The organism is Idiomarina piscisalsi (assembly GCF_002211765.1).
Classification (GTDB): domain Bacteria; phylum Pseudomonadota; class Gammaproteobacteria; order Enterobacterales; family Alteromonadaceae; genus Idiomarina; species Idiomarina piscisalsi_A.
Genome location: NZ_CP022133.1, coordinates 1,475,010 through 1,499,439 on the forward strand (window position 1 = coordinate 1,475,010; position 24,430 = coordinate 1,499,439).

General features: G+C 47.3%; 24 protein-coding genes. 12 read left to right on the forward strand and 12 right to left on the reverse strand.

Annotation, left to right across the window (positions count from 1 at the left end; all coding sequences use genetic code 11):
- Positions 1-176 precede the first annotated feature (176 nt).
- The 8 genes from pspF to ggt all read left to right on the forward strand — a co-directional run bounded on the left by pspF (position 177) and on the right by ggt (position 9,958).
- The gene (gene pspF, locus CEW91_RS07120) at positions 177-1,256 is read left to right on the forward strand and encodes a phage shock protein operon transcriptional activator (RefSeq protein ID WP_088768319.1); all 1,080 of its coding nucleotides are present in this window, start codon (positions 177-179) and stop codon (positions 1,254-1,256) included.
- Positions 1,249-2,880 carry an ABC transporter substrate-binding protein gene (locus CEW91_RS07125; RefSeq protein ID WP_088768320.1) on the forward strand — a complete coding sequence of 544 codons (1,632 nt, stop codon included), beginning with the start codon at positions 1,249-1,251 and terminating at the stop codon, positions 2,878-2,880. The genes pspF and CEW91_RS07125 overlap by 8 nt, the downstream gene beginning before the upstream one ends.
- Positions 2,877-3,890, forward strand: coding sequence for an ABC transporter permease (locus CEW91_RS07130; RefSeq protein ID WP_088768321.1), 1,014 nt, complete (start codon positions 2,877-2,879; stop codon positions 3,888-3,890). Before CEW91_RS07125 ends, CEW91_RS07130 begins: the two co-directional genes overlap by 4 nt.
- 1 nt (position 3,891) lies before the next feature.
- The gene (locus CEW91_RS07135; protein WP_088768322.1) at positions 3,892-4,785 is read left to right on the forward strand and encodes an ABC transporter permease subunit; all 894 of its coding nucleotides are present in this window, start codon (positions 3,892-3,894) and stop codon (positions 4,783-4,785) included.
- Entirely contained in the window at positions 4,785-5,777 is a 993-nt protein-coding gene (locus CEW91_RS07140) for an oligopeptide/dipeptide ABC transporter ATP-binding protein (protein WP_088768323.1), read from the forward strand. The genes CEW91_RS07135 and CEW91_RS07140 overlap by 1 nt, the downstream gene beginning before the upstream one ends.
- The gene (locus tag CEW91_RS07145; protein ID WP_088768324.1) at positions 5,774-6,586 is read left to right on the forward strand and encodes an ATP-binding cassette domain-containing protein; all 813 of its coding nucleotides are present in this window, start codon (positions 5,774-5,776) and stop codon (positions 6,584-6,586) included. The genes CEW91_RS07140 and CEW91_RS07145 overlap by 4 nt, the downstream gene beginning before the upstream one ends.
- A gap of 24 nt (positions 6,587-6,610) precedes the next feature.
- Positions 6,611-8,140 carry a sodium/proline symporter PutP gene (putP, locus tag CEW91_RS07150; protein ID WP_088768325.1) on the forward strand — a complete coding sequence of 510 codons (1,530 nt, stop codon included), beginning with the start codon at positions 6,611-6,613 and terminating at the stop codon, positions 8,138-8,140.
- 108 nt (positions 8,141-8,248) lie between these two features.
- Positions 8,249-9,958, forward strand: a complete 1,710-nt coding sequence (ggt, locus tag CEW91_RS07155; RefSeq protein ID WP_088768326.1) for a gamma-glutamyltransferase — start codon at positions 8,249-8,251, stop codon at positions 9,956-9,958.
- Between the two features lie 28 nt (positions 9,959-9,986).
- Here ggt and rssA read toward each other — a convergent pair whose 3' ends face one another.
- A complete protein-coding gene (gene rssA, locus CEW91_RS07160; protein WP_088768327.1) occupies positions 9,987-10,964 on the reverse strand; it encodes a patatin-like phospholipase RssA in 978 nt (325 codons plus the stop codon).
- 79 nt (positions 10,965-11,043) lie between these two features.
- Here rssA and CEW91_RS07165 point away from each other — a divergent pair, with 79 nt between their 5' ends.
- Positions 11,044-12,354 (forward strand): anti-phage deoxyguanosine triphosphatase, encoded by a 1,311-nt coding sequence (locus CEW91_RS07165; protein ID WP_088768328.1) that lies wholly within the window; start codon positions 11,044-11,046, stop codon positions 12,352-12,354.
- 52 nt (positions 12,355-12,406) lie between these two features.
- On the opposite strand, the gene recA is transcribed toward CEW91_RS07165, so the two are convergent.
- Both recA and CEW91_RS07175 read right to left on the reverse strand, forming a co-directional pair.
- Positions 12,407-13,489 carry a recombinase RecA gene (gene recA, locus CEW91_RS07170; RefSeq protein WP_088768329.1) on the reverse strand — a complete coding sequence of 361 codons (1,083 nt, stop codon included), beginning with the start codon at positions 13,487-13,489 and terminating at the stop codon, positions 12,407-12,409.
- Between the two features lie 107 nt (positions 13,490-13,596).
- Positions 13,597-14,094 (reverse strand): CinA family protein, encoded by a 498-nt coding sequence (locus CEW91_RS07175; RefSeq protein ID WP_088768330.1) that lies wholly within the window; start codon positions 14,092-14,094, stop codon positions 13,597-13,599.
- Between the two features lie 31 nt (positions 14,095-14,125).
- On the opposite strand from CEW91_RS07175, the gene mutS reads away from it, so the two are divergent.
- Positions 14,126-16,702: a DNA mismatch repair protein MutS gene (gene mutS, locus CEW91_RS07180; protein WP_088769378.1), complete on the forward strand. Its 2,577-nt coding sequence runs from the start codon at positions 14,126-14,128 to the stop codon at positions 16,700-16,702.
- A gap of 59 nt (positions 16,703-16,761) precedes the next feature.
- On the opposite strand, the gene rpoS is transcribed toward mutS, so the two are convergent.
- From rpoS to ftsB, 9 genes are all read right to left on the reverse strand, one after another.
- Positions 16,762-17,751: an RNA polymerase sigma factor RpoS gene (gene rpoS, locus CEW91_RS07185; RefSeq protein WP_088768331.1), complete on the reverse strand. Its 990-nt coding sequence runs from the start codon at positions 17,749-17,751 to the stop codon at positions 16,762-16,764.
- A gap of 78 nt (positions 17,752-17,829) precedes the next feature.
- Positions 17,830-18,714 carry a peptidoglycan DD-metalloendopeptidase family protein gene (locus tag CEW91_RS07190; protein WP_088768332.1) on the reverse strand — a complete coding sequence of 295 codons (885 nt, stop codon included), beginning with the start codon at positions 18,712-18,714 and terminating at the stop codon, positions 17,830-17,832.
- A 20-nt stretch (positions 18,715-18,734) separates the two neighbouring features.
- Complete coding sequence (locus tag CEW91_RS07195; protein WP_088768333.1) at positions 18,735-19,319, reverse strand: YqaA family protein; 585 nt, start codon at positions 19,317-19,319, stop codon at positions 18,735-18,737.
- A complete protein-coding gene (locus tag CEW91_RS07200; RefSeq protein ID WP_420038560.1) occupies positions 19,316-19,963 on the reverse strand; it encodes a protein-L-isoaspartate(D-aspartate) O-methyltransferase in 648 nt (215 codons plus the stop codon). Before CEW91_RS07200 ends, CEW91_RS07195 begins: the two co-directional genes overlap by 4 nt.
- Positions 19,960-20,712, reverse strand: coding sequence for a 5'/3'-nucleotidase SurE (gene surE / locus CEW91_RS07205; RefSeq protein WP_088768334.1), 753 nt, complete (start codon positions 20,710-20,712; stop codon positions 19,960-19,962). The genes CEW91_RS07200 and surE overlap by 4 nt, the downstream gene beginning before the upstream one ends.
- On the reverse strand, positions 20,709-21,764 hold the full coding sequence (gene truD, locus CEW91_RS07210; RefSeq protein WP_088768335.1) for a tRNA pseudouridine(13) synthase TruD: 1,056 nt from the start codon (positions 21,762-21,764) through the stop codon (positions 20,709-20,711). Before truD ends, surE begins: the two co-directional genes overlap by 4 nt.
- Positions 21,764-22,243 (reverse strand): 2-C-methyl-D-erythritol 2,4-cyclodiphosphate synthase, encoded by a 480-nt coding sequence (ispF, locus tag CEW91_RS07215; protein ID WP_088768336.1) that lies wholly within the window; start codon positions 22,241-22,243, stop codon positions 21,764-21,766. Before ispF ends, truD begins: the two co-directional genes overlap by 1 nt.
- A 12-nt stretch (positions 22,244-22,255) precedes the next feature.
- Positions 22,256-22,993, reverse strand: a complete 738-nt coding sequence (gene ispD, locus CEW91_RS07220) for a 2-C-methyl-D-erythritol 4-phosphate cytidylyltransferase (protein WP_088768337.1) — start codon at positions 22,991-22,993, stop codon at positions 22,256-22,258.
- Between the two features lie 4 nt (positions 22,994-22,997).
- A complete protein-coding gene (ftsB, locus tag CEW91_RS07225) occupies positions 22,998-23,279 on the reverse strand; it encodes a cell division protein FtsB (RefSeq protein ID WP_053953517.1) in 282 nt (93 codons plus the stop codon).
- 41 nt (positions 23,280-23,320) lie between these two features.
- Between ftsB and CEW91_RS07230 the strand changes: the two genes are divergently transcribed.
- Both CEW91_RS07230 and CEW91_RS07235 read left to right on the forward strand, forming a co-directional pair.
- The gene (locus tag CEW91_RS07230) at positions 23,321-24,097 is read left to right on the forward strand and encodes a sulfite exporter TauE/SafE family protein (RefSeq protein ID WP_232506941.1); all 777 of its coding nucleotides are present in this window, start codon (positions 23,321-23,323) and stop codon (positions 24,095-24,097) included.
- Between the two features lie 17 nt (positions 24,098-24,114).
- The gene (locus CEW91_RS07235; protein WP_088768339.1) at positions 24,115-24,420 is read left to right on the forward strand and encodes a putative signal transducing protein; all 306 of its coding nucleotides are present in this window, start codon (positions 24,115-24,117) and stop codon (positions 24,418-24,420) included.
- The last annotated feature ends 10 nt before the right edge of the window (positions 24,421-24,430 follow it).

The following is a 24,430-nucleotide window of genomic DNA, read 5'->3' on the forward strand; positions in this document are numbered from 1 at the left end:
TACATAGCTAATGATTTATTCGCTCATACATTATTCAAGTATCGAGCCAACTTTTAAAAAATTAGTAATCAGCTGAATATTAAGGTTTTTTATATTTTGTGACAGAGTCGGGTATTGCCTCGGTTCGTGAAATAGACTAATAATTAGCAAAAATAACTATAATTAAGGCTCAGTCGATGAGTAACTCGCGTCCGTCAGACAATTTAATTGGCCAATCCAACAGCTTTGTTGAAGTTCTGGAGCAGGTTTCGCAAATAGCTCCGCTGAATAAGCCCGTACTTATCATTGGTGAACGCGGTACCGGTAAAGAACTCATAGCAGCGCGTTGTCATTACCTATCGCAACGCTGGCAGCAACAATACCTAACGCTCAACTGCGCAGCCTTAAACGAAAATTTATTAGACAGCGAGCTGTTCGGGCACGAGGCCGGCGCGTTTACCGGCGCAGCTAAGCGTCATGAAGGGCGTTTTGAAAGAGCCGATGGTGGCTCTTTATTTTTAGATGAGCTGGCGAACACATCATTACGAGTTCAGGAAAAGCTGTTGCGCGTCATCGAATACGGTCAATTTGAACGTGTCGGAGGACGTCAGCCGGTAAAAGTCGATACTCGCTTAATTGCGGCAACCAATGAAGATTTACCGACGCTTGCAGCGCAAGGTGAGTTCCGCTCTGATTTACTCGACCGTTTAGCCTTCGACGTTATAACACTGCCTCCGCTTAGAGAGCGACGTGAAGACATTATGTTGTTAGCGGAGCATTTTGCGGTGTCTATGGCTCGGGAAATGGAATTAGAATTGTTCAGTGGTTTTACCGAAAAAGCGCGTAAAATCATGCTGAATTATGATTGGCCCGGCAACGTTCGGGAGCTTAAAAATACGGTGGAACGGAGCCTTTACCGCTTAGGCAATGGTCATGTTCCTATCAATGATATTGTCTTGGATCCGTTTGACAGCCCATTTCGTCCCGGCGTTTCAGCAACGGCACGCACAGCTTCTTCGTCAGCGCTGAGCTCAGCATCTGAAGCGCCTGGCGATGCTAATGACTCAAAAGTCACTTCTGTATTAAAAGCCGATGAGCCGGTCGAATTTAAGCAGCTGTCGCAGGACTATGAAAAAGAATTACTCAAACAAGCGCTGCGTCTATCGCAGTTTAATCAAAAAAAGACAGCATCTTATCTTGGTTTAACCTATCATCAGCTCAGAGGCTATTTAAAGAAATACCAACTGCTGGACGGGGCAGCCGCAAATAATGACTAAAGCGCTTTCTTTACTCATTTCCGCAACAACGATATTACTTGCTGGCTGCGAGCCTGGTACAGAAGAAGTGACGCCATTATCAGAAGGCATTATTTATTGCTCTGAGGGCAACCCTGACACTTTCAACCCACAGCTCATCACATCGGGCACGACTGTTGATGCGACCGCCGCCCAACTTTATGACCGACTGATTGACTACGACGCTGAAAAGCAAACCTTTGTACCAGCGCTCGCCAAGCGCTGGGAGCCGCTCGACAACGGCACCCGTTATCGCTTCTATCTGCGTGAAGACGTCAAGTTTCACTCAACCGATTACTTTTCACCAACCCGTGACTTTAACGCAGAAGACGTTCGCTTTAGCTTTAACCGCTGGCTTGATGAAACCAGCCTTTATCACAACGTCGGTGGCGGCAGCTATCCATTCTTTAGCGCTACCGGTCTGGATAAACTGATTCAGAAGGTTATCAAAGTCGATAAAATGACAGTCGACATCGTGCTGAATAACGCCGATAGCTCCTTTTTGGCAAATTTGGCTACCGACTTTGCGATTATTCTCTCAGCGGAATATGCACAACAACTCTCGGTAAAAGACGTACCCTATCTAATTGACTTAAAGCCGATAGGCACCGGGCCTTATCGTTTCGAAAGCTTCCGCAAAGATGTGTTGATACGCTACACAAAGCACCCTGAATATTGGCGGGAGGGTCCGGGTATTGAGCAGCTTGTTTACTCAATTACCCCTAACGCCAACAAGCGAATGCTGAAGTTAGTGACCGGCGAATGTGATGTTATTCCCTACCCGCTAATCAGTGAGCTTCAAGCGCTCAATCGCGACGATATTGTGGTCACAAATGAAGTAAGCCCTAATGTCTCTTTTTGGGCTTTCAATACAAAAAAGCCACCGTTTGATGACCCGTTAGTTCGACAGGCGCTTAGTCATGCTATTAACCGCCAGGCGATTATTGACACTATTTATTACGGTAACGCAGAGCTGGCACGCTCAATATTACCCCCAACATCCTGGGCTTACGACAACCAGGGCATTCAATACGGCTACGACCCCGAAAAAGCCAGAAAGCTACTTGAAGAAGCCGGATATGAGCAATTAACTATTAATATCTGGGCAATGCCGGTACAACGGGTTTACAACCCTAATGCACGCCGCATGGCTGAACTCATGCAGTCAGATCTTGCCCAGATTGGCGTCAATGCACGTATTGTCTCTTATGAGTGGAATACCTTCAGACGACGCTTGTCACGGGGCGAGCACGATACCGTTTTAATCGGTTGGTACGCTGATAACGCTGACCCTGATAACTTCTTCAGGCCACTGCTAAGCTGCGCTGCCGTCGCTACCGGAGGAAATCGCGCCAACTGGTGTCATCCAGGCTTTGATGAGTTGCTCTACGAAGCCATATCAACCACTGATGCCGCAGAGCGAAAAGCGTTGTATCAAAGTGCACAACACATTCTGAATCAACAATTACCCCTTTTGCCTATTGCTCACTCACGTCGCTATCAGGCGCAGAAAAAAACGGTTCGCGGTGTGCAGTTACCGCCGTATGGCGGCATTAACTTTCGTTTAGCCACCAAAGTGACACCGGCTGAGGAGAGCGCCCAATGATTCGTTACCTTAGCAGCCGTTTATTTGTCTTTATTATCGCGTTCTTTTTGCTGACGGTATTCACCTTCTCATTGAACTTCTTCTTCCCTGGCGACGCACTCACTAACATGACTGGGGTACGGACTTTTAGTGATTACTACCCGATCCTATCGGAGGCCAGAGGCACGGATAAAAACATTGCCTTACAATACATTAATTACATGCAGCACCTTCTCTCCGGCAATTGGGGAGCGTCATTGAGTTCAGGTGACTATGTCTTTAAACAGGCGTACCAACACCTCTTCGCATCGCTCGAACTCATTATTGGCGCATTGATTCTGGCGGTTATTATTGGCGTACCTAGTGGCGTTTTGGCCGCCACTCAGTTTCGAGGGCCCATTGACAAAAGCGTCATCAGCCTGGCAATGGCCGGCTATTCAATCCCCGTCTTCTGGCTTGCTCAGCTACTGATTTTATTTTTCGCCGTCAAACTAGACTGGCTGCCTATAACCGGACAAATAAACCCGCTGTATGGCATTGCGCCTAAATCCGGAGCCATTTTGTTTGATATCGCATTGAGTGACTCGGACTATAAAGCAGCGGCCTTTCAGGATGCACTCAACCACTTGATTCTGCCAGTCATTATATTATCGATAATGCCAATGATGCTGCTGCTAAGGCTGATGCGTAATGCCACTCAGGAAATGCTACAAAAACCCTATGTGAAAGCGGCAAGAGCACGTGGTCTGAATGAGTTTCAGGTCTTATTAAAACACGCTGTGCCCAACGCAACGCAATCGGTTTTGCAGCAAGTACCACTGATTTTCAGTCTTCTACTCAGTAACAGTATTGTTATTGAGTCCATATTTAACTGGCCCGGCATAGGCAACTGGCTGGTACGAGCGATATTCGAAAGGGACTTTCCGGTCATACAGGCCTGTGTACTTATCATCGCCTTTACCATTTTACTGTTTAACTTAATCGTGGATCTCTATCGTGGATGGCGATTCCCTATTGTAAGGCACGAATAACATGCCGCATATTAACCTTTACTACAAAGACGAGAACCCAAGCCCGCTGACGTTAGTATGGCGGCGTTTTAATCAGCGTCTGCTGTCCATGACGGCATTGTACATACTGCTGGCAATGATTCTCGTGGTTATTTTCTCGCCCCTACTTGCGCCATATAGCACCTCCATGCAGTTTGCTAACGCAGTGTCTTTGCCGCCATCCTGGACGGATCAAGGCAATATTCAGTTCCTTATGGGAACCGATGATTTGGGTCGGGACATGTTGTCTCGGTTGCTCATTGGCAGTATTTACAGTTTAGGACTGCCTATTCTTATGGTCGCCAGTTCATCGATCGTTGGCATGATTATCGGCGCTGTGTTGGGCATTGACCGCACCATTAAATATCAAACATTTTCGCGGGTATTTGACACCCTGCTGTCTATTCCGTCTTTTTTAATGGCGCTTATCATCATTGCAATACTGGGCACCGGATTATTTAACGTTGCGCTGGCCATTACGTTGTCATTGATACCGCAGTTTATTTTCGTGACCCGCAACGCCGTGCATCAGGAATGGCAAAAAGACTATGTCACCGCTTCACGCCTTAACGGTTGCTCTAAACGCTATCTATTGTATCGGGTGATTTTGCCTAATATAACGCCCATATTGGTCATGCAACTGACGGTGTCTTTATCGGTTGCCATTATGGATATTGCGGCACTAAGCTTCCTCGGTCTTGGCATACAGTCCCCAACGCCTGAATGGGGCAGCATGCTTGCCCGCAGCTTGGACGAAGTTTATTTATCGCCTTGGTCAATGGTGTTGCCGGGCGTTACCCTATTCATCACGATAATGTCGATAAATATTGTCGGCGACAGCTTACGCCGCGCGCTCAGCGAAAGGGTGAACAGTTAATGCAGTTACTTGATATCCGCAATTTAACCGTTGAAATGAAAACGCCGCACGGCATCGTCCGGGTGTTAGATAAAGTGAACTTACAACTTGGTAAAGGCGAAATTCACAGTCTTGTCGGCGAGTCCGGTTCGGGTAAAAGCCTGCTGGCAAAAGCCATTGTTGGTTTTGCCAACCCGAACTGGGATGTAACTGCGGATAGGCTTTGGTGGAATGGGCAGGACTTATTAGCAATGACCACCAAACAACGCCGCGCCATTACCGGCCGTGACATGGCGATGATTTTTCAAGACCCCTATTCCTATTTAGACCCAAACAGTACTGTCGAACAGCAAATTGTTGAAGCCATTCCTGAGGGCGACGTGCGCGGTACCTTTATGAGACGCCGTGTGGACAGAAAAACACGTGTTAAACGATTATTGCACCGCGTAGGTATTCGCGATCACGAGTCAGTTATTGATAGTTACCCATTTGAGCTTTCACAAGGGGTCGCACAAAAAGTCAGTATCGCTATTGCCATCGCTCACCGCCCTCGTCTTCTTATTGCGGACGAACCAACCACAGCAATGGAGCCATCGACAAAACTACAAATTCATCGGTTGTTAGCCCGGCTGGCGGTTAGCCAAGATATGTCAGTGCTGCTCATATCGCAGGATTTAACCTCAATTTTGCCCGAAACCAAACAGTTGACCTTGTTGTATTGTGGTCAGCTCATGGAAACCGGGCCAGCAGAAGCGCTCATAACGAACCCTGCTCACCCTTACACTGACTCAATGTTAAGAATGTCACTACAAACTCAGCAGGAGCTGCCCCATAAAGCGCGTTTGCCAACTCTGCCCGGAGCTATTCCTACATTACGTCACATGCCCATTGGCTGCCGACTCGGACCGCGTTGTCCTTATGCTCAAAAGCAGTGCGTTAAAGCGCCTCTGGCAACACACCAACAACAGCGGGTTTTTCATTGTCACTTCCCACTTGTGGAGCCTGAATCATGAGCCATCTACTGGAAGTGAAAAATTTGGGGAAAACCTACCGCCCTCGCAAAGCGTGGCCATGGAGCAAAAAATCCGTGGCGATTGAGCCTTTGTCTTTTCATATTGAGGCTGGCGAAACACTGGCGGTAATGGGCGAGACAGGCTCTGGTAAATCAACACTGGCTAAGATCATTGCCGGCGTTGATAGCCCCAGCTCAGGCGAGCTCTGGTTAAATGGGCAAAAGCTCCATAACCAGCATTATCAGCAGCGTTGTCATAATATTCGAATGATTTTCCAGGACAGCGAAAACTCATTGAATACGCATTTGACGCTTCGTAAACAACTCGAAGAGCCGTTAAAATTTAATACGGACTTAACTGCGCAAGAACGCAATGAAAAAATCGACATTGCGCTGCGTCGCGTAGGAATGCTGACTGAACACGGTGAATTTTATCCGCATATGCTGTCGAGCGGTCAAAAGCAGCGTGTTTGTATTGCTCGGGCTATCATTCTGGAGCCTCAGATTGTCGTTGCCGATGAAGCCTTGGTTGGACTCGACCCATCCGTTAGAGCTCAAATTATTAACCTTATGCTCAATCTCCAGCAAGATATGGGTATTTCGTATATTTTAGTGACCCATTCACCGCAAATCGTGAAACACATTGCTGATAAGATATTAATTTTATATCGTGGTAAAATGATCGTGTTTGATAAAACAGACATAGTACTAGGTGATGATCAGCAACCTTATGTTCATCAGTTGCTGCATGACCACTTAAATAAGCAGATTAAATTCAAAAGCGACAAAGCAAAAAAGATCGCTGACTAAAAACCAAAACAACAGGAGTTTAATGTGGAAACAGGTACTCTGATATCACTAGCAGCGTATTTTATCGTCATGCTAGGTATTGGTCTTTACGCCTACAAAAAGTCAACTGACTCAGTATCAGGTTACATGCTAGGTGGTCGAGGCCTCGGTCCTGGCGTTACCGCGTTATCTGCGGGTGCATCTGACATGAGTGGTTGGATGCTGATGGGCTTACCCGGTGCAATTTATGTCTCAGGTGTCTCGCAGCTGTGGATTGCAGTGGGTCTGGTCATTGGCGCGTATCTTAACTACGTTATCGTAGCACCGCGTTTAAGAACCTATACCGAAGTCGCAAACGACTCCATCACGATTCCCGATTACTTTGCGAACCGCTTTAATGATAAAGGCCGCAGACTGCGTATATTCTCGTCTGTGGTTATTATTATCTTCTTTACTCTCTACACTTCAGCCAGTCTGGTTGCCGGAGGTAAGCTGTTCGACAGCTCATTCGGCATGGACTACACCACAGGCCTCTGGGTAACAGCCGGTGTGGTATGTGCTTACACCCTGTTCGGCGGTTTCTTAGCGGTAAGCATGACGGACTTTGTTCAAGGCTGCATTATGTTCGTCGCTCTGGTTCTGGTGCCTATTGTCGCCTTTGCAGAGCTCGGTGGATACAGCAGTGTTGTGGGCCAAGTCGGTGAGATTAACCCTGACTTCCTGGCATTCTTTAAGGATGGGGCAACCGGCGAAATACTGGGTACCTTAGGTATTATCTCGCTGCTTGCATGGGGCCTTGGTTATTTTGGTCAGCCGCACATTATTGTGCGTTTCATGGCGATTCGCTCAGTCAGTGATGTGAAAGCCGCACGCCGCATTGGTATCTCGTGGATGACGGTATCTATTATCGGTGCTATGGCAACAGGCTTCGTCGGCATTGCCTATGTTGCGGAAACCAAAATGAGTTTGCCGGATGCTGAAACTATTTTCATTATTTTCTCGCAGTTCTTATTCCACCCATTAATTGGTGGTTTCCTGCTGGCGGCAATTCTGGCAGCCATTATGAGTACCATTTCTTCACAGCTACTGGTTAGCTCGAGCTCGCTGACGGAAGACTTTTATAAAGCCTTCTTACGTAAAGACGCGAGTGAAAAAGAGCTGGTATTCGTCGGTCGTATGTCTGTATTGGCGGTTTCATTAGTGGCTATTTGGTTAGCGTGGAACCCAGAGAACACCATTCTAAGCCTGGTTAGTAACGCATGGGCCGGCTTCGGCGCCGCATTTGGTCCTGTGGTTATTCTGAGTCTGTTCTGGAAACGCATGAACCGTAATGGTGCTCTTGCTGGTATGTTGGCAGGTGCTATTACAGTGCTATTCTGGATTTACGGTCCAACTTTCGGTGGCGAACAGCTATCTGCTTACGTCTACGAAATTGTACCAGGCTTCATCTTATCTACACTGGCTATCATCATTTTCAGCAAAGTCACTGCTGAACCAGAGAAAGAGCTACAAGATAAGTTCGAAGAAATGGAAAGCGTTATCGATGATTACTATCACGGTGACAAAAAAGGCTAAATAACAACAGGCCTTAAACCTATAAAAAGACCAGCCTATCGTGCTGGTCTTTTTTGTTTCTAACTGTCGGTCTATAGTGAATACAACACAGTTAACAAGGTAAACACTATGGCACGATTGAATATTATCGCTTCAGCCGCTCTCGCTTTTACATGCGCGGCGTCTACCCTACCCGCTGCGGCCAGTGACCGTATAACAGGTCATCACTTTGCCACTCGCTCGGAAGCTATGGCACCAACGGCAATGGCGGCGACGAGTCAACCGTTAGCCACTCAAGTCGCACTGGATATTATGCAGGAAGGCGGAAATGCGATTGATGCCGCCATTGCAGCCAACGCAGTACTCGGCTTAGTTGAACCGACCGGAAATGGTATAGGTGGTGATTTATTTGCCATTGTATGGGATGCCGAATCAGAAAAACTCTATGGACTCAATGCCTCAGGCCGTTCTCCAAAAAGTTTGTCGCTGAAGTACTTTAAAGAAAACGGCTATGAGTCAATTCCTCCTCGTGGCGTACTACCGCTATCGGTTCCTGGTGCCGTCGATGGCTGGTTTGAACTTCATGACCGTTTCGGTCAATTGGACATGAAGAACGTGCTGCAACCGGCTATTAACTACGCAGAGTCCGGCTTTCCGGTGACTGAAGTTATTGCCTACTACATGGATCGAAACGCCGCAGTACTCGCTGACCAACCCGGGTTCGCTGACGTGTTTATGAAAGACGGCGACGTCCCTGAAAAAGGCGAGCGCTTTAAAAACCCCGACTTAGCTAACACTTACAAACTGTTGGCCAATAAAGGTCGTGACGCATTCTATAAAGGCGAAATTGCCCGTACTATCGACGAGTTTGTCGAGAAACACGGGGGCTTTCTGTCATACGAAGATTTAGCAGAGCATGAATCGACTTGGGTTAACCCTGTTTCTACTAATTATCGCGGATATAATCTTTGGGAGTTACCTCCTAACACCCAAGGTATAGCAGCGCAGCAAATACTCAATATACTTGAGCAATATGACCTGAGTGCCATGGGCTTTGACAGTCCTGAGTATATTCATCATTTTGTCGAGGCTAAGAAGCTAGCATTTGAGGATCGTGCAAAATACTATTCTGATCCAGCATTTCACGATGTGCCGGTAGAAGGTTTATTAGATAAAGGTTACGCCAAGGAGCGCGCTGAACTCATTAACCCAAACAAAGCAGGCCGCTCATACGAGCCGGGTAATCCACCGACAGAAGGCGATACCATTTATTTAACAACCGCTGACAAAGACGGCAATATGGTCTCGCTCATTCAAAGTAACTACCGGGGGATGGGCTCAGGAGTGACACCAACAGGCCTAGGCTTTGTTTTGCAGAACCGCGGCGAACTGTTTGCACTGGATGCGAATCATCGCAATGTGTTTAAACCAGGCAAACGCCCTTTCCACACCATCATTCCCGCTTTTGTGACCAAAGACGGGAAACCATTAATGAGTTACGGCGTTATGGGCGGCGCCACACAACCTCAAATGCATGCACAAATTCTTATTAACATGATTGATTTTGGCATGAACCTGCAAGAAGCCGGCGATGCGCCTCGCATTCTGCATACAGGTTCAAGCCAGCCAACTGGCTCTGTCATGTCCGACGGCGGTGTTGTCAGTCTGGAAAACGGCTTCTCTAAGAACACTCGACGCGAACTGATAAAAATGGGACATACGCTGCAGGAAGCAGTCGGTCCTTATGGCGGCTATCAGGCTATTTGGAAAGACCACGAACAGGATGTTTATATTGGCGCCTCTGAAAGCCGCAAAGACGGGCACGCAGCTGGCTATTAAAGAACACGTTTAAAAGTTTGGGCGCCGCTTAACCGCGGCGCTCTCGGTATAACTCAATTTCATCCATGATCAAATCACGCATCCGTGTAGTCGTGTCATAACCAATATCAATCGCTTCCTGCCCACGATAAAACTCCATAATACCGATGTGGCCAAGTTTGGGCTGCACTAAAATATCCGGCGGATCGCCCGCCATACGAGCCTTAGTAATACGCTCCTGCATAATATCAATAGAACTTGCCATGACACTAAACATACCTGGAGCTTTATGCCCATTACTTTTAAAACGCTCTTTAAAGCTATCTAAGTATTCTTTACTGCCCGACCACAGGTTATCGAAAAAGCCATTATCGTCTTCCGCATGTCTTTCTATTTCCGCTTTTTCCTTCTCAAGTTGTTCAGCCTCTGTTTGCGGCGGAATACTGCGACCTCTTTTCTCTACCGCCCGGGAGTTCAACTGAGAGTTCAAATGCACGGCTATAACAAAGTCAGCACCCAAGGCGCGACACAGGGACACTGGAACAGGGTTAACCAGTCCACCATCAATTAACCAGCGCCCGTCAAACGCTTTGGGAGAGAGAACGCCCGGCATAGCGCAGGAAGCTCTCGATGCGTCGTATAAATCCCCTTTACGTAACCAAATTTCACGGCCACTGTAGAGGTCTGTTGCCACCGCACCATAAGTAATAGGCAGGTCTTCAATATTTCGTTGACCGAACTCCTCCCGAGCATGGTTAAATACTTTTTCACCGCCAATAATGCCGCCCTGATTAAAGCCAAAGTCCAGTAGGTTGAAAACTTCCCAGCGACTCATGCCCTGCACCCATTGCTCTATTTCAGCCAGGCGGCCAGACGCATAACCCGCTCCAACTAGTGAGCCAATGGAGGTACCTGCCACCATATTAATGCGCACACCCATTTCTTCGAGGGCTTTAATAACCCCAATATGTGACCAACCACGAGCCGCTCCAGAGCCTAGAGCTAATGCAACTTTCACTTCCGACATGTGATTTTTCCCACTTTTTTAATTTGTTTAAGTATCGTACTATGATTACTGAGTTTTCAACAACCTACCTGAGCTATCTATGCCCTGGACTGACCGTCAAGTTAACACATCAAGCACGCGACCCAATGACACCCGTACCCCATTCCAGCGAGATAAAGCCAGAATATTGCATAGCGCAGCATTTAGACGGCTGCAGGCAAAAACTCAGGTTATGTACGTGGGTATGCACGACTTTCCAAGAACTCGCTTAACCCACTCATTAGAGGCTAGCCAAATTGGAGCAAGCCTTATTGTTCATTTAAGTCACCGGCACCCTGAGCTTTCAGCGTCTCTTGAGTTCTCAGAACCATTATTAGAGTCTCTGTGCTTAGCGCATGACATTGGACATCCGCCTTTTGGACATGGCGGTGAAATTGCTTTGAACTACATGATGCGCAATAACGGTGGCTTTGAGGGTAACGGCCAAACTTTCCGTATAGTCACCAAACTTGAAGCCTACACGCCAGAGCATGGCATGAATTTGACCCGTCGTACTTTACTCGGGCTATTGAAATACCCTGTTCTAGCCAGCCAGGTTCGCTGCGAACAATTACCTGAAGATGTCAGTAACTTTAAGCATTTACCGACCCGGCAATGGTTACCCCCTAAAGCCTTATATAACGATGACACAGCCCAATTAGACTGGGTGCTTGCCCCATTATCGACTAGTGACAAACAAGCCTTTCAGTCACTTTCAGCAGAGCCACAAACCACTAAACACGGCCGCAGCGCTTTAAAAAGCGTTGATGCGTCTATTATGGAAGCAGCCGATGATATTGCCTATGGTGTACATGACCTAGAAGACGCCATAGTTGTTGGTCTTATTCAGCGTGAGCACTGGATGAAGTATATGTTTGACAGGTTGCAGTCTTTAGAAAGCGCTCTGTCTGGCTTTAACGCTGAATCACTGACTCATGCACTGTTTTCTGATGATCATTATGAACGCAAAGGCGCCATTGGTAGTTTGGTCAACCGCCTGGTTACTTCCGCAACCTTGATAAAAACAGACAACGACTTTGAATGTCCGTTGTTACAGTATCAAGTTGCACTTGGAGATGCCGAGAAGCAGCTGCTTAATGCATTAAAAGAATTCATTTTCAAGTGGGTTATTCGCAAACCTGAAATGCAGGCGCAGGAGTTTAAAGGGCAGCAAATAGTCATGGAGCTATTTGATGTGCTTTCTGTCGAGCCAGAAAGACTGCTTCCAGCAAATACTCGCTTACGCTACCTGCACGAGCAAGAGCATGGAAACAATGCCCCTCGGGTTATTTCAGATTACTTATCCGGCATGACCGACGCTTATGCGGCAAAACTGTATCAACAACTCTTTGCAATAAATCCCTCAATTTAAAAGGCCCCGGATACATCCAGGGCCTTTTTACTTTCATCATTAACAATTCAACTTACAAAACATTGTCATCGCTTGGCTCTGGAGAGTTTTCTGCTTCTTTTGCAGCCGCTCTCTCTGCTTCACGATCTTCTTTTGTTTTCTTTTCAGGCTTAGACAGCAAGAGTTCACGTATTCTGCTTTCCAATTCATCCGCTATTTTAGGGTTTTCTTGCAAGAACTTCATTGAGTTTGCTTTGCCCTGGCCAATTTTATCGCCTTTATAGCTGTACCAAGCCCCCGCTTTATCAACCATCTTGTGTTTAACACCCAAGTCAATCAACTCACCCTCTTTAGAGATGCCCTTACCATACAAAATTTGGAAGTTTGCTTCTTTAAACGGAGGTGCAACCTTGTTCTTAACCACTTTCACACGAGTTTCGTTACCGACAACTTCATCACCTTCTTTCAAAGCACCCGTACGGCGAATATCCAAACGAACAGAGGAATAAAATTTCAGTGCGTTACCACCGGTTGTGGTTTCCGGGTTACCGAACATCACACCAATTTTCATACGAATCTGGTTGATGAAAATACACATGGTGTTCGACTTTTTAATATTTGACGTTAATTTACGAAGCGCTTGTGACATTAAACGAGCCTGCAAGCCAACATGACTATCACCCATTTCGCCTTCTATCTCGGCCTTAGGTGTTAAGGCAGCTACCGAGTCAACAATCACAACGTCAACAGCACCGGAACGAACCAACATATCGCAAATTTCCAGTGCTTGCTCTCCCGTATCAGGCTGAGACACAAGCAAGTCATCTACGTTAACGCCTAGAGCTTCAGCGTAGATAGGATCGAGTGCGTGCTCGGCATCAACAAAAGCGCAGGTTTTCCCCATTTTTTGGGCTTCAGCAATAACCTCTAAAGTCATTGTCGTTTTACCACTAGACTCCGGTCCGTAAATTTCTATCACTCGTCCAAAAGGTAAACCACCAATGCCAAGAGCAATATCTAGCCCTAAAGAACCTGTTGAAACAGAGGCAATATCCAACGTCTGGTTGTCACCCAACCGCATGATAGATCCTTTACCAAATTGACGTTCAATTTGCCCGAGCGCTGCATCCAACGCTTTTTGACGATCATTGCTCATTTTAAGCTCCGCATTAATTACTGGTTTTATACACAGTATACTGTACGTTTTTACAGTATCAAGTGTTCATTAAAAAGTTTTATAAAGTGACAGCTAACTTACTGTAATCAAAACTGATTTATTGCCTTCGTTAGGACTTCATCGATGGTTTGGCTTCTCACCTTTTGTCTATTCCCCGCGAACGTTTGCGACCAAACCTCCTCGCAACCGGGTCCAACTAAAGCCATCCAAACCAGTCCCACCGGCTTCTCGACAGTACCACCGCCGGGCCCTGCCACACCACTGACCGCAATAGCCCAGGACGTATTGCATTGAGCCTGGGCGCCAAGTGCCATTTGTTTCACACACTCCGCTGACACAGCCCCATCTTTTTCAAGCGTTCTCTGACTCACATTCAGTAGCTGTCGCTTCAGGTCGTTAGTATAGGTGATTAATCCGCCATTAAACCAAGCAGAACTTCCCGCCACTTCCGTAATAGCGTATCCTATTCCCCCTCCGGTACAGGACTCTGCAGTGGCAATTGTTTGCTGTTTTTCCAACAAGCATTGACCGAGCTGTTCCGCGAGTTCTAAGGTTTGCGGCGTAATAACTGTGGTTGTTACCATAACATTGGCTCCAGATAAAAATAACTCAACTATGCCTGATTTTTCTGAAAAACATATCCAATCACATACCCCAATGATGCAGCAATACTTACGTATAAAAGCGCAACATACGGACATGCTTTTATTCTATCGTATGGGGGATTTTTATGAGCTATTTTTCGACGACGCAAAACGTTCAGCAGAACTTCTCGATATTTCGCTGACCGCTCGCGGACAAAGCAACGGCGAGCCCATTCCAATGGCCGGCGTTCCCTACCACGCGGTTGAAAACTATTTAGCGCGACTCGTCAATTTAGGTGAGTCTGTCGCTATTTGTGAGCAAATTGGCGACCCTGCCACGAGCAAAGGGCCTGTCGAACGCAAGGTCGTTCGCATTGTTACGCCGGGTACAGTAACCGATGAGTCGCTACTGACCGAACGACAACAAAAACTGTTAGTCGCTATATCGGCCTTGAAAGACGACCTGTATGCAATTTCTAGTCTAGAGCTTAGCAGCGGACGTTTTTGGTTAACGCAAGCTAACTCCCACGAACAACTTGCCGCAGAAATGCAACGTCTGGAACCGGCCGAGTTGCTGTATCCCGATACCATGTCACTGGCCGGATTACCGCTTGCTAAGGCGAACTGCAAACGCCGTCCAACCTGGGAGTTTGAACAAACAACCGCATTCGAATTATTAACTCGACAGTTCGCTACGCAGCACTTGGAAGGTTTTGGGCTTAAAGCTGACGAACCAACACTAGGCGCGGCAGGGGCTATTCTTCACTATGTAAAAGAAACTCAGCGCTCGGCGTTACCGCATATCCAGTCGATTGTTACAGAGCACCCTAGTGATGCCCTTATTCTAGATGCAGCTACTCGCCGTAACCTTGAATTACAACAAAGCCTGGGCGACGCTAACACACATTTATCGGCAGTATTGGATAAAACAGCCTCGGCCATGGGCAGCCGCCAGTTTCAACGTTGGCTACAGCGCCCAATTCGAAATCAGTACGCCTTAAATAAACGCTACGATGCGGTTGCAGCCCTATTGGAAAATAACGCTTACGAGCCTTTGCAAACCAGCCTGAAGTCGCTATCAGACATTGAGCGTATCGTTGCACGGGTTGGCTTAAGAACCGCCCGCCCTAAAGACTTTGCCCGTTTAAGAGACAGTCTGAAGCAGCTGCCTGATATTAAAAGCCAATTAAAGCACCGAAGCCTCAACCAATTGAACGAGGCTATTTTGCTTTTCCCTGAAGTGGTTGATCGCTTAGAGCGTGCTGTTATCGATAATCCGCCTTTATTGATTAGAGATGGCGGCGTTATTGCCGAAGGCTACGACAGTGAGCTGGATGACCTGCGGGATCTAGCCACCGGGGCCACCGACTACCTTCATCAGCTGGAGCAGCGGGAGCGCCAACAAACCGGTATTACGACCTTAAAGGTCGGTTATAACAAGGTGCATGGCTATTTTATTGAAGTGAGCCGGCAAAACGCGGAATTAGTGCCTGATCATTACCAACGACGCCAAACATTAAAAAATACAGAGCGTTACATTGTGCCTGAGCTTAAAGAGCATGAGGACAAGGTTCTTAACGCACAAGCGCGATCACTGGCAAGAGAAAAATGGTTATACGATCAACTCTTCGAACAGCTAATGCCTTACGTTGCTGACTTGCAAAGAACAGCATCAGCGTTAGCGCAACTGGATACCCTCAGCTGCTTCGCCCAGCTGGCTAACAATTGGGACTACTGCCGGCCTGAACTTACCGACGACTCCAGTCTGGTCGAGCTTGAACAGGCACGACACCCCGTTATTGAGCAACTTAGCGAAACCCCATTCATAGCAAATGATGTTGCCTTAAATAACACACAGCGCATGCTCATGATCACCGGCCCCAATATGGGCGGTAAATCAACCTATATGCGTCAAGCCGCACTTATTGTGATTCTGGCGCATATGGGTTGCTATGTTCCGGCTAAGACAGCTCGCATTGGCTGTATTGATCGAATTTTCACGCGTATCGGAGCATCTGATGACCTGGCTTCTGGCCGCTCGACTTTTATGGTTGAAATGACGGAAACCGCAAATATTTTGCATAATGCTACGCCAAATAGCCTTGTACTTATGGACGAAATTGGTCGCGGCACATCAACCTACGACGGTTTGTCGCTGGCATGGTCCTGTGCTGATTATCTGGCGCAGAAACTGCAATGCTTAACGCTGTTCGCAACACACTATTTTGAACTGACGGAACTGGCAGACGAATTGCCTGCGACCAGCAACGTTCACGTGAATGCTAAAGAGCACGGCGATACCATTGCCTTTTTGCATACGGTCAGTGAGGGCGCGGCAAACCAAAGCTTTGGCTTGCAAGTGGCAAAACTGGCCGGTGTCCCAGAGCATGTTATTCAACAAGCAAAACTTAAGTTAAAAGAGTTGGAAACAGCGCATCATGGTAGCCACAAATCAATGCCAGCAAAGCCCAATGAAAAGCAGCCGAGTTTGCCGCTTGAACCTGAAAGGCCAAACCCAATTATCGAACACCTTCAAACCACCGACTTAAACGATTTAAGTCCAAGGCAAGCGCTTGAGTTACTCTTTAGTTGGAAAAGTAAACTATAAAAAGAAGAAGGGCCCGGTAAATACCGAGCCCTTCGTCTTTCTCCGATAGCTAATAGCCACTATTGTCCGGCAAAAAGAGAGTCCAACGTTAGTCCCTGCTGCTTGAGTGAATCTCTTAGCTTTCTTAACGCTTCCACCTGGATTTGACGAACACGCTCTCGAGTTAAGCCGATTTCACGACCGACGTCTTCAAGCGTTGATGCTTCATATCCCAGCAAGCCGAAGCGACGCGCAAGCACTTCTTTTTGCTTATCGTTGAGTGACTCCAGCCAGTCAGTAATATTCGTTTTCAGGTTTTCATCCTGAAGCACACCTTCAGGACCGTGATCATCTTCGTCCGCCAGAATATCCAGCAAGGCTTTATCGTTTTCGCCTCCCACTGGCGTATCGACCGATGCTATGCGCTCATTCAAACGCAGCATTTTAGTAATATCACCAACCGGCTTATCCAGACTCTTAGCAATATCTTCAGCTGTTGGCTCATGGTCAAGCTTGTGCGCCAGTTCACGTGCCGCGCGCAGGTAGATATTCAGCTCTTTAACCACATGAATGGGTAAACGAATGGTGCGGGTTTGGTTCATAATTGCCCGCTCAATGGTTTGGCGTATCCACCAAGTGGCGTAGGTTGAAAAACGGAATCCTCGTTCCGGATCAAACTTTTCAACCGCACGAATAAGACCTAAATTCCCCTCTTCCACTAAATCCAGTAACGCTAAGCCCCGGTTTGAATAGCGGCGGGCAATTTTAACCACCAACCGAAGATTACTTTCAATCATGCGCCGACGAGCGGCTTTATCGCCTTTTAACGCACGTCGTGAATAAAAGACCTCTTCTTCAGCGGTCAGTAATGGAGAAAAGCCTATCTCACCTAAGTAAAGCTGAGTGGCATCCATTTTCTTTTGATATTGACTTGAGGACGATGATAGCGCCTCTTCTAACTCCTCATCAGAGCTCGTTGCAGACTGTTGCGCTTCATCTGCATTTTCAAGCAGCGCTTCTTCCTCGCTGATTTCGATAGTGTCGACAGCTTCTTCCTTTATCTGGCTCATAACAAGCTCCTGTTAATCTGAAAACCGTGTTAATGCACACGTCGACCTCCATATCTTGTTATTATTATTTCCACGTCACTAGCGAGAGCTCGGTAAATAATGCTCAGGATTCACCGACTTACCTCTGAAACGAACCTCAAAATGCAATTTAATACCTTTTGCACCTGAGTCCCCCATGCGGGCTATCGTTTCACCTATGTCCACCCATTCTTGTTCTTTGACGAGAATGTCCTCATTGTGGGCATAGGCAGTAATATAATCATCGTTATGTTTCAAAATGATTAAATTACCAAAACCTCTAAGCGCATTTCCGACATAAACCACTTTACCCGCTGCGGCGGCTTTTACTGGGTCACCCCTGTTACCAGCAAAATCGAGCCCTTTATTTCCTCTGTCTTTCAGTGAAAAACGTTCTATAATTTTTCCTGTCGACGGCCATTGCCAGGCTAACTCAGCATTACTTGGCATTGCCGCTTCAGACCTTACCCGCACCGGCTTTCGACGCCTTTGTTTGCGAGTATCGGTTTGTTTTTTCACTGTTTTTTTCGTGTCTACTTTTTGACCATACTCTTTCTTCTGAGTCTTGGCAACGGGCGTTTTTATATTATTTTGTGCGCGATTTGCTGTTTGTTTATTACTTTGAGGTCTTTGAGTTGGTTCACTGGTACCAGTACTTTTGGCACTGCCCACTAAGTCCAGTGTCTGCCCCGGGTATATGGTATAAGGCCTTGCTAAGTTATTCAGCCTCGCTATGTCATCAACGTCCATGTTGGCGCGAAACGCAATTGAATAAAGGGTTTCTCCTTTTTGTACTTCGTACTTTTTGGCATCTAACGAGTCAGGCTGAAAATCCCGGTATGTTTTGCCAGTATACAAGGTATCAACGGGAGCCGGTTGAGAGCGACTGCTGCAACCTTGCAGCACAATTGGCAGCAAGGAAAGCACTATAAGACTCTGTAACATCCCGTTTTTCAATCGCATCCCTAAACCAATTGCACCACTATGTAGGCTACTATCAATAGTATTACCAGTGACCAGCCTATTCGATCAACATATTCACGAAGTTTTACAGCCATTTTAGGGCCACCCGTTTTAAGCAGCCACGCCACGAGATAAAAGCGCAAACCGCGACTAATAACCGACGCTAATAAAAACGGGAAAAACGCAATCTGCATAACGCCCGCGGTCACCGTAAACAACTTATAAGGAATCGGCGAGAAACCCGCGATAAAGACTATCCAAAAACCCCAGGTTGCAAACCAACTTTTAACAACCTCGAGTTTACTTTCATAACCCAGAGTTTCAACGGCGGGCAAAACCACGGTTTCAAACGCCCAGAACCCAAGAAAATAACCAAGCACCCCACCAGCAGCAGAACTTACTGTTGTTAAGAACGCTAAGCGCCAGGCTTTGTCCGGTTGCGTCATCGCCATTGGCGCCAGCATGACGTCTGGTGGAACGGGAAAAATAACGGATTCCGAAAAGCTGAGTAAAGCTAAAATAGCTTTTGCCCGAGGGTGTTCAGACCAACTTAATACTCTGTCATACAGCGCAGAAAACAGCTTCAACTGAGCTCTCCTTTCACTAAAGGCACAAACCGAACATCACCAATTTGCTGCTGTTCAACGCTGTCCCCAAAACGACGAATAACCGTCAGACTTTGGGCTTCATTTGTACCGCCAACAGGGATAATCATAACGCCTCCGTCGGCTAGCTGAGCCACTAAGTCAGAGGGTATTTCGCTGGCGGCTGCCGTGACAATAATACCGTCAAAAGGCGCTTTACTGCTCCACCCTTTCCAACCATCACCATGTCGCATTGACACATTATGCAAGTCTAATTGACGTAGTCGGCGCTTGGCCTGATATTGCAACTGAGCAATGCGCTCTACGCTAAAAACTTTATCGACCAACTGAGCCAGTATCGCGGTTTGATAGCCAGAGCCAGTACCAATTTCCAATACATTGTGGCAATTATGCTGCATGAGTAACTGAGTCATTGTCGCGACCATTAACGGCTGCGAAATAGTCTGTCCGTTACCGATAGGCAATGCAGTATTCTCGTAAGCCTTATGGGCTAACGACTCCGGCATAAATACATGGCGCGGCGTTTCAGCAATAACCTGCAACACTTGCTGGTTGGTAATACCCAGATCGCTCAATTGCTGGATAAGCTTTTTGGCTCGCGCCTGTCCACTGATTGTCTTCATCATTTTTTCTGATCTAACCACTCCGTTAACGTATCGGTATGGCGCTGAGCCGTCATATCGAGACTTAACGGCGTAATGGACACATACCCGTCATGAATTGCCGCAAAATCAGTCTGAGGCTCATCACTCGTGTGATGTCCGATTGGACCATACCAAAAAATTTCGTTACCAAAAGGGTCGCGATCGTGCACCATGGTATCCGCACGGTGACGACGTCCTAGTTTCGTTACCTTCGTACCTTTCAATTTATCATAAGTGGTATATGGCACATTAATGTTAAGCACGGTATCTAAACGCAACGGTGCTTTTTCCATGTCAGACACAATATCTGCAACAATTTTTGCTGCCGTCTCATAATAATCGTGACCTCGACCGCCCATAGAAACAGCAATTGACGGCAGTCCCATAAAGCGCCCTTCCATCGCCGCAGCCACCGTGCCGGAATACAAAACGTCGTCACCCATGTTTGGGCTGTCATTAATACCCGAAACCACTAAATCGACGTCTTCCGCTATGGGTGAGTTCGTGCCTAAGTGAACACAGTCTGTTGGTGTGCCATTCACCGAGTAAAAGCCATTATCCAGCTTGCGAATACGAAGTGGATTGTGCAGCGTTAACGAGTTACTTGCGCCAGAGCAGTTTCTATCCGGCGCAATGACCCGCACTTCAGCTACTTCTTTTAATGCCAGGTAAAGCGCCCGTATTCCCGGAGCATGCACACCATCATCATTACTCAGCAAAATTTTCATCATTTGGGTTCACCACTTATTGTCGCAATTTCATTTAAAATCGTTGTTGCATAAGCACCGGAAGGCAGAGTAAAACTCAGCTCAACGGTCGCTTCGTCAAGTTCATTGAGTTCCGCTTCGGCGGGAATGACTTTCCAGGCGCGCCGGCCTTCATCAACCCGAAGCTTGGCTAACGCCTCTATCCAGCTTTCGTAAGGCGCCAGCAGCATATTTTCAAACGCTGCTGACTCACCTGCAGTCATCGTCTTTTTAGCCGAACCAGGCAGAGGCAATGCAATTTCAATATCGTTACTGGTAAGCCGCTGCTTAAGTTCATCGTCCCACTGCTCAATCGTAAACATCGAGTTAGAACCAGCCAATACGGCACAGTCACCATCTAATAAAGCATCTGCACCCAATTGCTTAACGCGCTCTGACGCTATTAAATTAAACAGATAACTCCGCAAAGCCGATAAATAAAGTCCTCGCTTGGTTTTCGATAGTCGTTTAGGACGACTCGCCAATATCCACTTTTCGGCTTCAGCCACATTATCGCCGAAACGGCCAAAGCGCTGCTCACCAAAGTAGTTGATAGCACCGCTCTGTGTGACTTGATGCCAGCGGTCTTTCAAAAGCGCCATATCGCTGACATTGTGTAAGCGAATGACAAAGCGATTGCCGGTGTGTAGGCCACTGCGTAACTTTTTCGTGCGCCTGATGACACGCTCAACTGTCATTTCGTTATCGTTGAGCTGCTGCCAGTCCAGCGTATCTTTACCCGGTAGCTGTATGGAGAACCATTGCCAGGTAACCGCTTGTCTGTCTTTCAGACCAGAATAACTGACCTGCTTTGGCGACACGCCAGCAAAACGGGCAATTTTCTCAGCGCAAAAGGCCGTATTAGCTCCCCTCTTTTTCACCCATAGCCATTGATGCTCACCCTCTTGCTCATCGTCAACATTGAGTTGTTCGATAACCTGAAAGTCTTCGGGCGACGCTTTAGAAGCGGCATTTGGCTTTTCACCGACGTTTAAAGCCGCTAACGCCTGACAATTCACTTGGTCTGGTGCCAACATTAAAACGACTCCATCAGCACGACTGCATGGCAGGCAATGCCTTCTTCCCGCCCAACAAACCCCAGTTCCTCCGTCGTCGTTGCTTTAACATTGACGTTATCTACGCAGGTTTTTAAACAGCCTGCGATGCGCGAACGCATGTCATCAATGTGAGGGGCCATCTTCGGTGCTTGAGCGACAATGGTAATATCAATATTGCCGACCTGAAATTCTTTCTGCTGACACAAATTAACAGCGTGCTCTAAAAGTTGCGCGCTGTCCGCGCCTCTGTATTGTTCATCGGTATCCGGAAAGTGCTTGCCAATATCGCCCAATGCCATAGCACCCAGCAACGCATCGGTCACAGCATGGAGAACCACGTCACCATCAGAGTGTGCCTCCAGCCCCTGTGAATGAGGAATTTCAATACCACCTAAAATCAACGGTTTGTCAGCGCCCCACCGGTGCACGTCATAACCATGACCCACTCGAATTTTCATTGAGTTGTTTCCTTATTCTGTCGTTACGGGTGCCAACAGCCAGTTGGCAACACATTCAAAGTCTTCCGGGTGAGTGACCTTTAGATTTTTAAAAGCGCCCTCAACCAAAATCGGCTGATATCCCAACCATTGCATTGCCGAGGCCTCATCGGTCAGTTGCGGATTGTGCGCGCCCATGTGATGAATACCATTCAATAACGTTCGTGCATGAAACACTTGCGGAGTCTGTGCTTGCCATAAGTGCTCACGTTCAACACTTTCTTCAATATGTGCAGCGTTGTTGTTCAACGACATGGCTCGCTTTAACGAGTCCCGAACCGGAATGGCTAAAATCGCGCCGTGTTGACTGGCAACCCCGCTATCAATGACCCGGGCTAGCGCCTCTTTAGGTAAGCAAGGCCTTGCCGCATCATGAACCAGTGCGTGCGTTGCCCCCTGAACCAATGCGTATTCAACTCCTTTGCACACTGATTCAGCGCGTGTTTCGCCGCCACGAACATAAGTAACGGTCTGCGACACCGCTAACTCAGAAACATCAGGTAAGTCATTTGAATCCGGAGCAGACACCGCAACAATCACTTCGGTTACACGCGAATCAGCGCATACCGCTTCAATGCTGTACTGTAATAGGGTTTTACCGCCAACGGTTAAAAACTGTTTAGGAATATTGCTTTGCATTCGGCTGCCGTGGCCGGCTGCCGGTATAACCGCTTTAACGTTGCAGTGTTCGGTGGGTTCGGTGCTTGTCATATCGTTATTGTGCTCTGTCCGGAACCAGACGGAAGAACACTTCGTCCTTTTTAATCATTCCCAGTTCATTACGAGCACGCTCTTCCAGCGCATCTTCACCGTCACGCAGGTCTTCAATGTCCGCGTAAATCAGTTGATTGCGCCGTTCGAGATTTTCATTGGTTACTTTTTGGTTGCTGACTTCCTGTTGCAAACGCCAATAATCTGGCAAACTGTTTTTCCCAAACCAGAGACGGTATTGTAGTGCCAGGAATAAGGTCAACAACACGACCAGAGTCACCCGCATGCTCAGCTCCGTTGTTATTATTGTTGTCATTATGAAGACTATTGCAGCGACTGAAAAGCCGTTTTCAAACATTAGCGATAAAAGAGGTTAAATTGGAGTATTTTGCCGCCGCATTGGTATTCTTTTTCGCCGCTATGCTGCAAGGCATTAGTGGTTTTGGCTCTGGCCTACTCGCCGTTCCCATTTTGGCTTTGTGGTTTCCTATCAGCGTTCTGACACCAGCCTTGTCGGTCATAAATATCATGGTAGGTGCCTGGATCTATTGGAAAAACCGTGAAGCCGCCCGCCCGTCACAATGGAAGTGGCTGATTATATCGGGCGTTACCACATCAATTATTGCCGGTTCCTTGTTACTCGCTATTGATGACCAACTCATTAAGTTGGTTCTTGGTGGTGTTATTTTAGCAGTGGCGCTTGCTCTTGCCAGCGGCAAACAGTTTCCAACCGCAGAACACGCACCAGGTCACATTGCGGTAGGCAGTAGTTCAGGCATTTTAAACGGCTTAATGACCCTCGGAGGCCCGCCCATTGTTCTGTTTCTGGCAAACGCCCGTATTCCTAAGCAGCAGTTCAGAGCCGCTTTAAGCCTGTTTTTTTGCTGTATTGCCATTGCTAACGTGTTCAATTTTTCACGTCAGGCCATCTACGCAGAAGCACACTTTTACCTTATTTTGAGCCTATTGCCGGGCGCACTGATTGGCGCAACCGTCGGTCACAAGCTCCAGCATCATGTTTCCGAGTATCGTTTCCGTCAATTAACGCTCGGATTAATGATGCTGTCCGGTGTGAGTGTATTGGCTCAAAGTATTCGCCTGTAAACCAACTGAAGGTCGCCATGACGTTAATTTATACCCATGAAAACAAACTTTTAGTGGAAAACGTGCGTAATGTGTTACGCATGAACGGTATAGAAACCGTTATGAAAAATGAGTTTTCAAGTGGTGCAGCTGGCGACTTAGCGCCACTGGACACGTGGCCAGAGCTTTGGTTAGTTGACGACACTCAACTTGCCACAGCGCAGAAACTCATAGAGCAAATAGAAGTACAGGCAAATGGTGACGACTGGCGTTGTAACCAATGCCAGGAATTAAACGGCTCAGCCTTTGAGGTTTGCTGGAATTGCGGTGCTGCAGCCAATTGACGAAAATATG

Excerpts from the sequence above, each read along its gene's own strand:
- pspF (WP_088768319.1), top strand. The coding sequence starts at position 177 with ATGAGTAACTCGCGTCCGTCAGACAATTTAATTGGCCAATCCAACAGC.
- CEW91_RS07125 (WP_088768320.1), top strand. The coding sequence starts at position 1,249 with ATGACTAAAGCGCTTTCTTTACTCATTTCCGCAACAACGATATTACTT.
- CEW91_RS07130 (WP_088768321.1), top strand. The coding sequence starts at position 2,877 with ATGATTCGTTACCTTAGCAGCCGTTTATTTGTCTTTATTATCGCGTTC.
- CEW91_RS07135 (WP_088768322.1), top strand. The coding sequence starts at position 3,892 with ATGCCGCATATTAACCTTTACTACAAAGACGAGAACCCAAGCCCGCTG.
- CEW91_RS07140 (WP_088768323.1), top strand. The coding sequence starts at position 4,785 with ATGCAGTTACTTGATATCCGCAATTTAACCGTTGAAATGAAAACGCCG.
- CEW91_RS07145 (WP_088768324.1), top strand. The coding sequence starts at position 5,774 with ATGAGCCATCTACTGGAAGTGAAAAATTTGGGGAAAACCTACCGCCCT.
- ggt (WP_088768326.1), top strand. The coding sequence starts at position 8,249 with ATGGCACGATTGAATATTATCGCTTCAGCCGCTCTCGCTTTTACATGC.
- rssA (WP_088768327.1), bottom strand. The coding sequence starts at position 10,964 with ATGTCGGAAGTGAAAGTTGCATTAGCTCTAGGCTCTGGAGCGGCTCGT.
- CEW91_RS07165 (WP_088768328.1), top strand. The coding sequence starts at position 11,044 with ATGCCCTGGACTGACCGTCAAGTTAACACATCAAGCACGCGACCCAAT.
- recA (WP_088768329.1), bottom strand. The coding sequence starts at position 13,489 with ATGAGCAATGATCGTCAAAAAGCGTTGGATGCAGCGCTCGGGCAAATT.
- CEW91_RS07175 (WP_088768330.1), bottom strand. The coding sequence starts at position 14,094 with ATGGTAACAACCACAGTTATTACGCCGCAAACCTTAGAACTCGCGGAA.
- mutS (WP_088769378.1), top strand. The coding sequence starts at position 14,126 with ATGCCTGATTTTTCTGAAAAACATATCCAATCACATACCCCAATGATG.
- rpoS (WP_088768331.1), bottom strand. The coding sequence starts at position 17,751 with ATGAGCCAGATAAAGGAAGAAGCTGTCGACACTATCGAAATCAGCGAG.
- CEW91_RS07190 (WP_088768332.1), bottom strand. The coding sequence starts at position 18,714 with ATGTTACAGAGTCTTATAGTGCTTTCCTTGCTGCCAATTGTGCTGCAA.
- CEW91_RS07200 (WP_420038560.1), bottom strand. The coding sequence starts at position 19,963 with ATGATGAAGACAATCAGTGGACAGGCGCGAGCCAAAAAGCTTATCCAG.
- surE (WP_088768334.1), bottom strand. The coding sequence starts at position 20,712 with ATGATGAAAATTTTGCTGAGTAATGATGATGGTGTGCATGCTCCGGGA.
- truD (WP_088768335.1), bottom strand. The coding sequence starts at position 21,764 with ATGTTGGCACCAGACCAAGTGAATTGTCAGGCGTTAGCGGCTTTAAAC.
- ispF (WP_088768336.1), bottom strand. The coding sequence starts at position 22,243 with ATGAAAATTCGAGTGGGTCATGGTTATGACGTGCACCGGTGGGGCGCT.
- ispD (WP_088768337.1), bottom strand. The coding sequence starts at position 22,993 with ATGACAAGCACCGAACCCACCGAACACTGCAACGTTAAAGCGGTTATA.
- ftsB (WP_053953517.1), bottom strand. The coding sequence starts at position 23,279 with ATGCGGGTGACTCTGGTCGTGTTGTTGACCTTATTCCTGGCACTACAA.
- CEW91_RS07235 (WP_088768339.1), top strand. The coding sequence starts at position 24,115 with ATGACGTTAATTTATACCCATGAAAACAAACTTTTAGTGGAAAACGTG.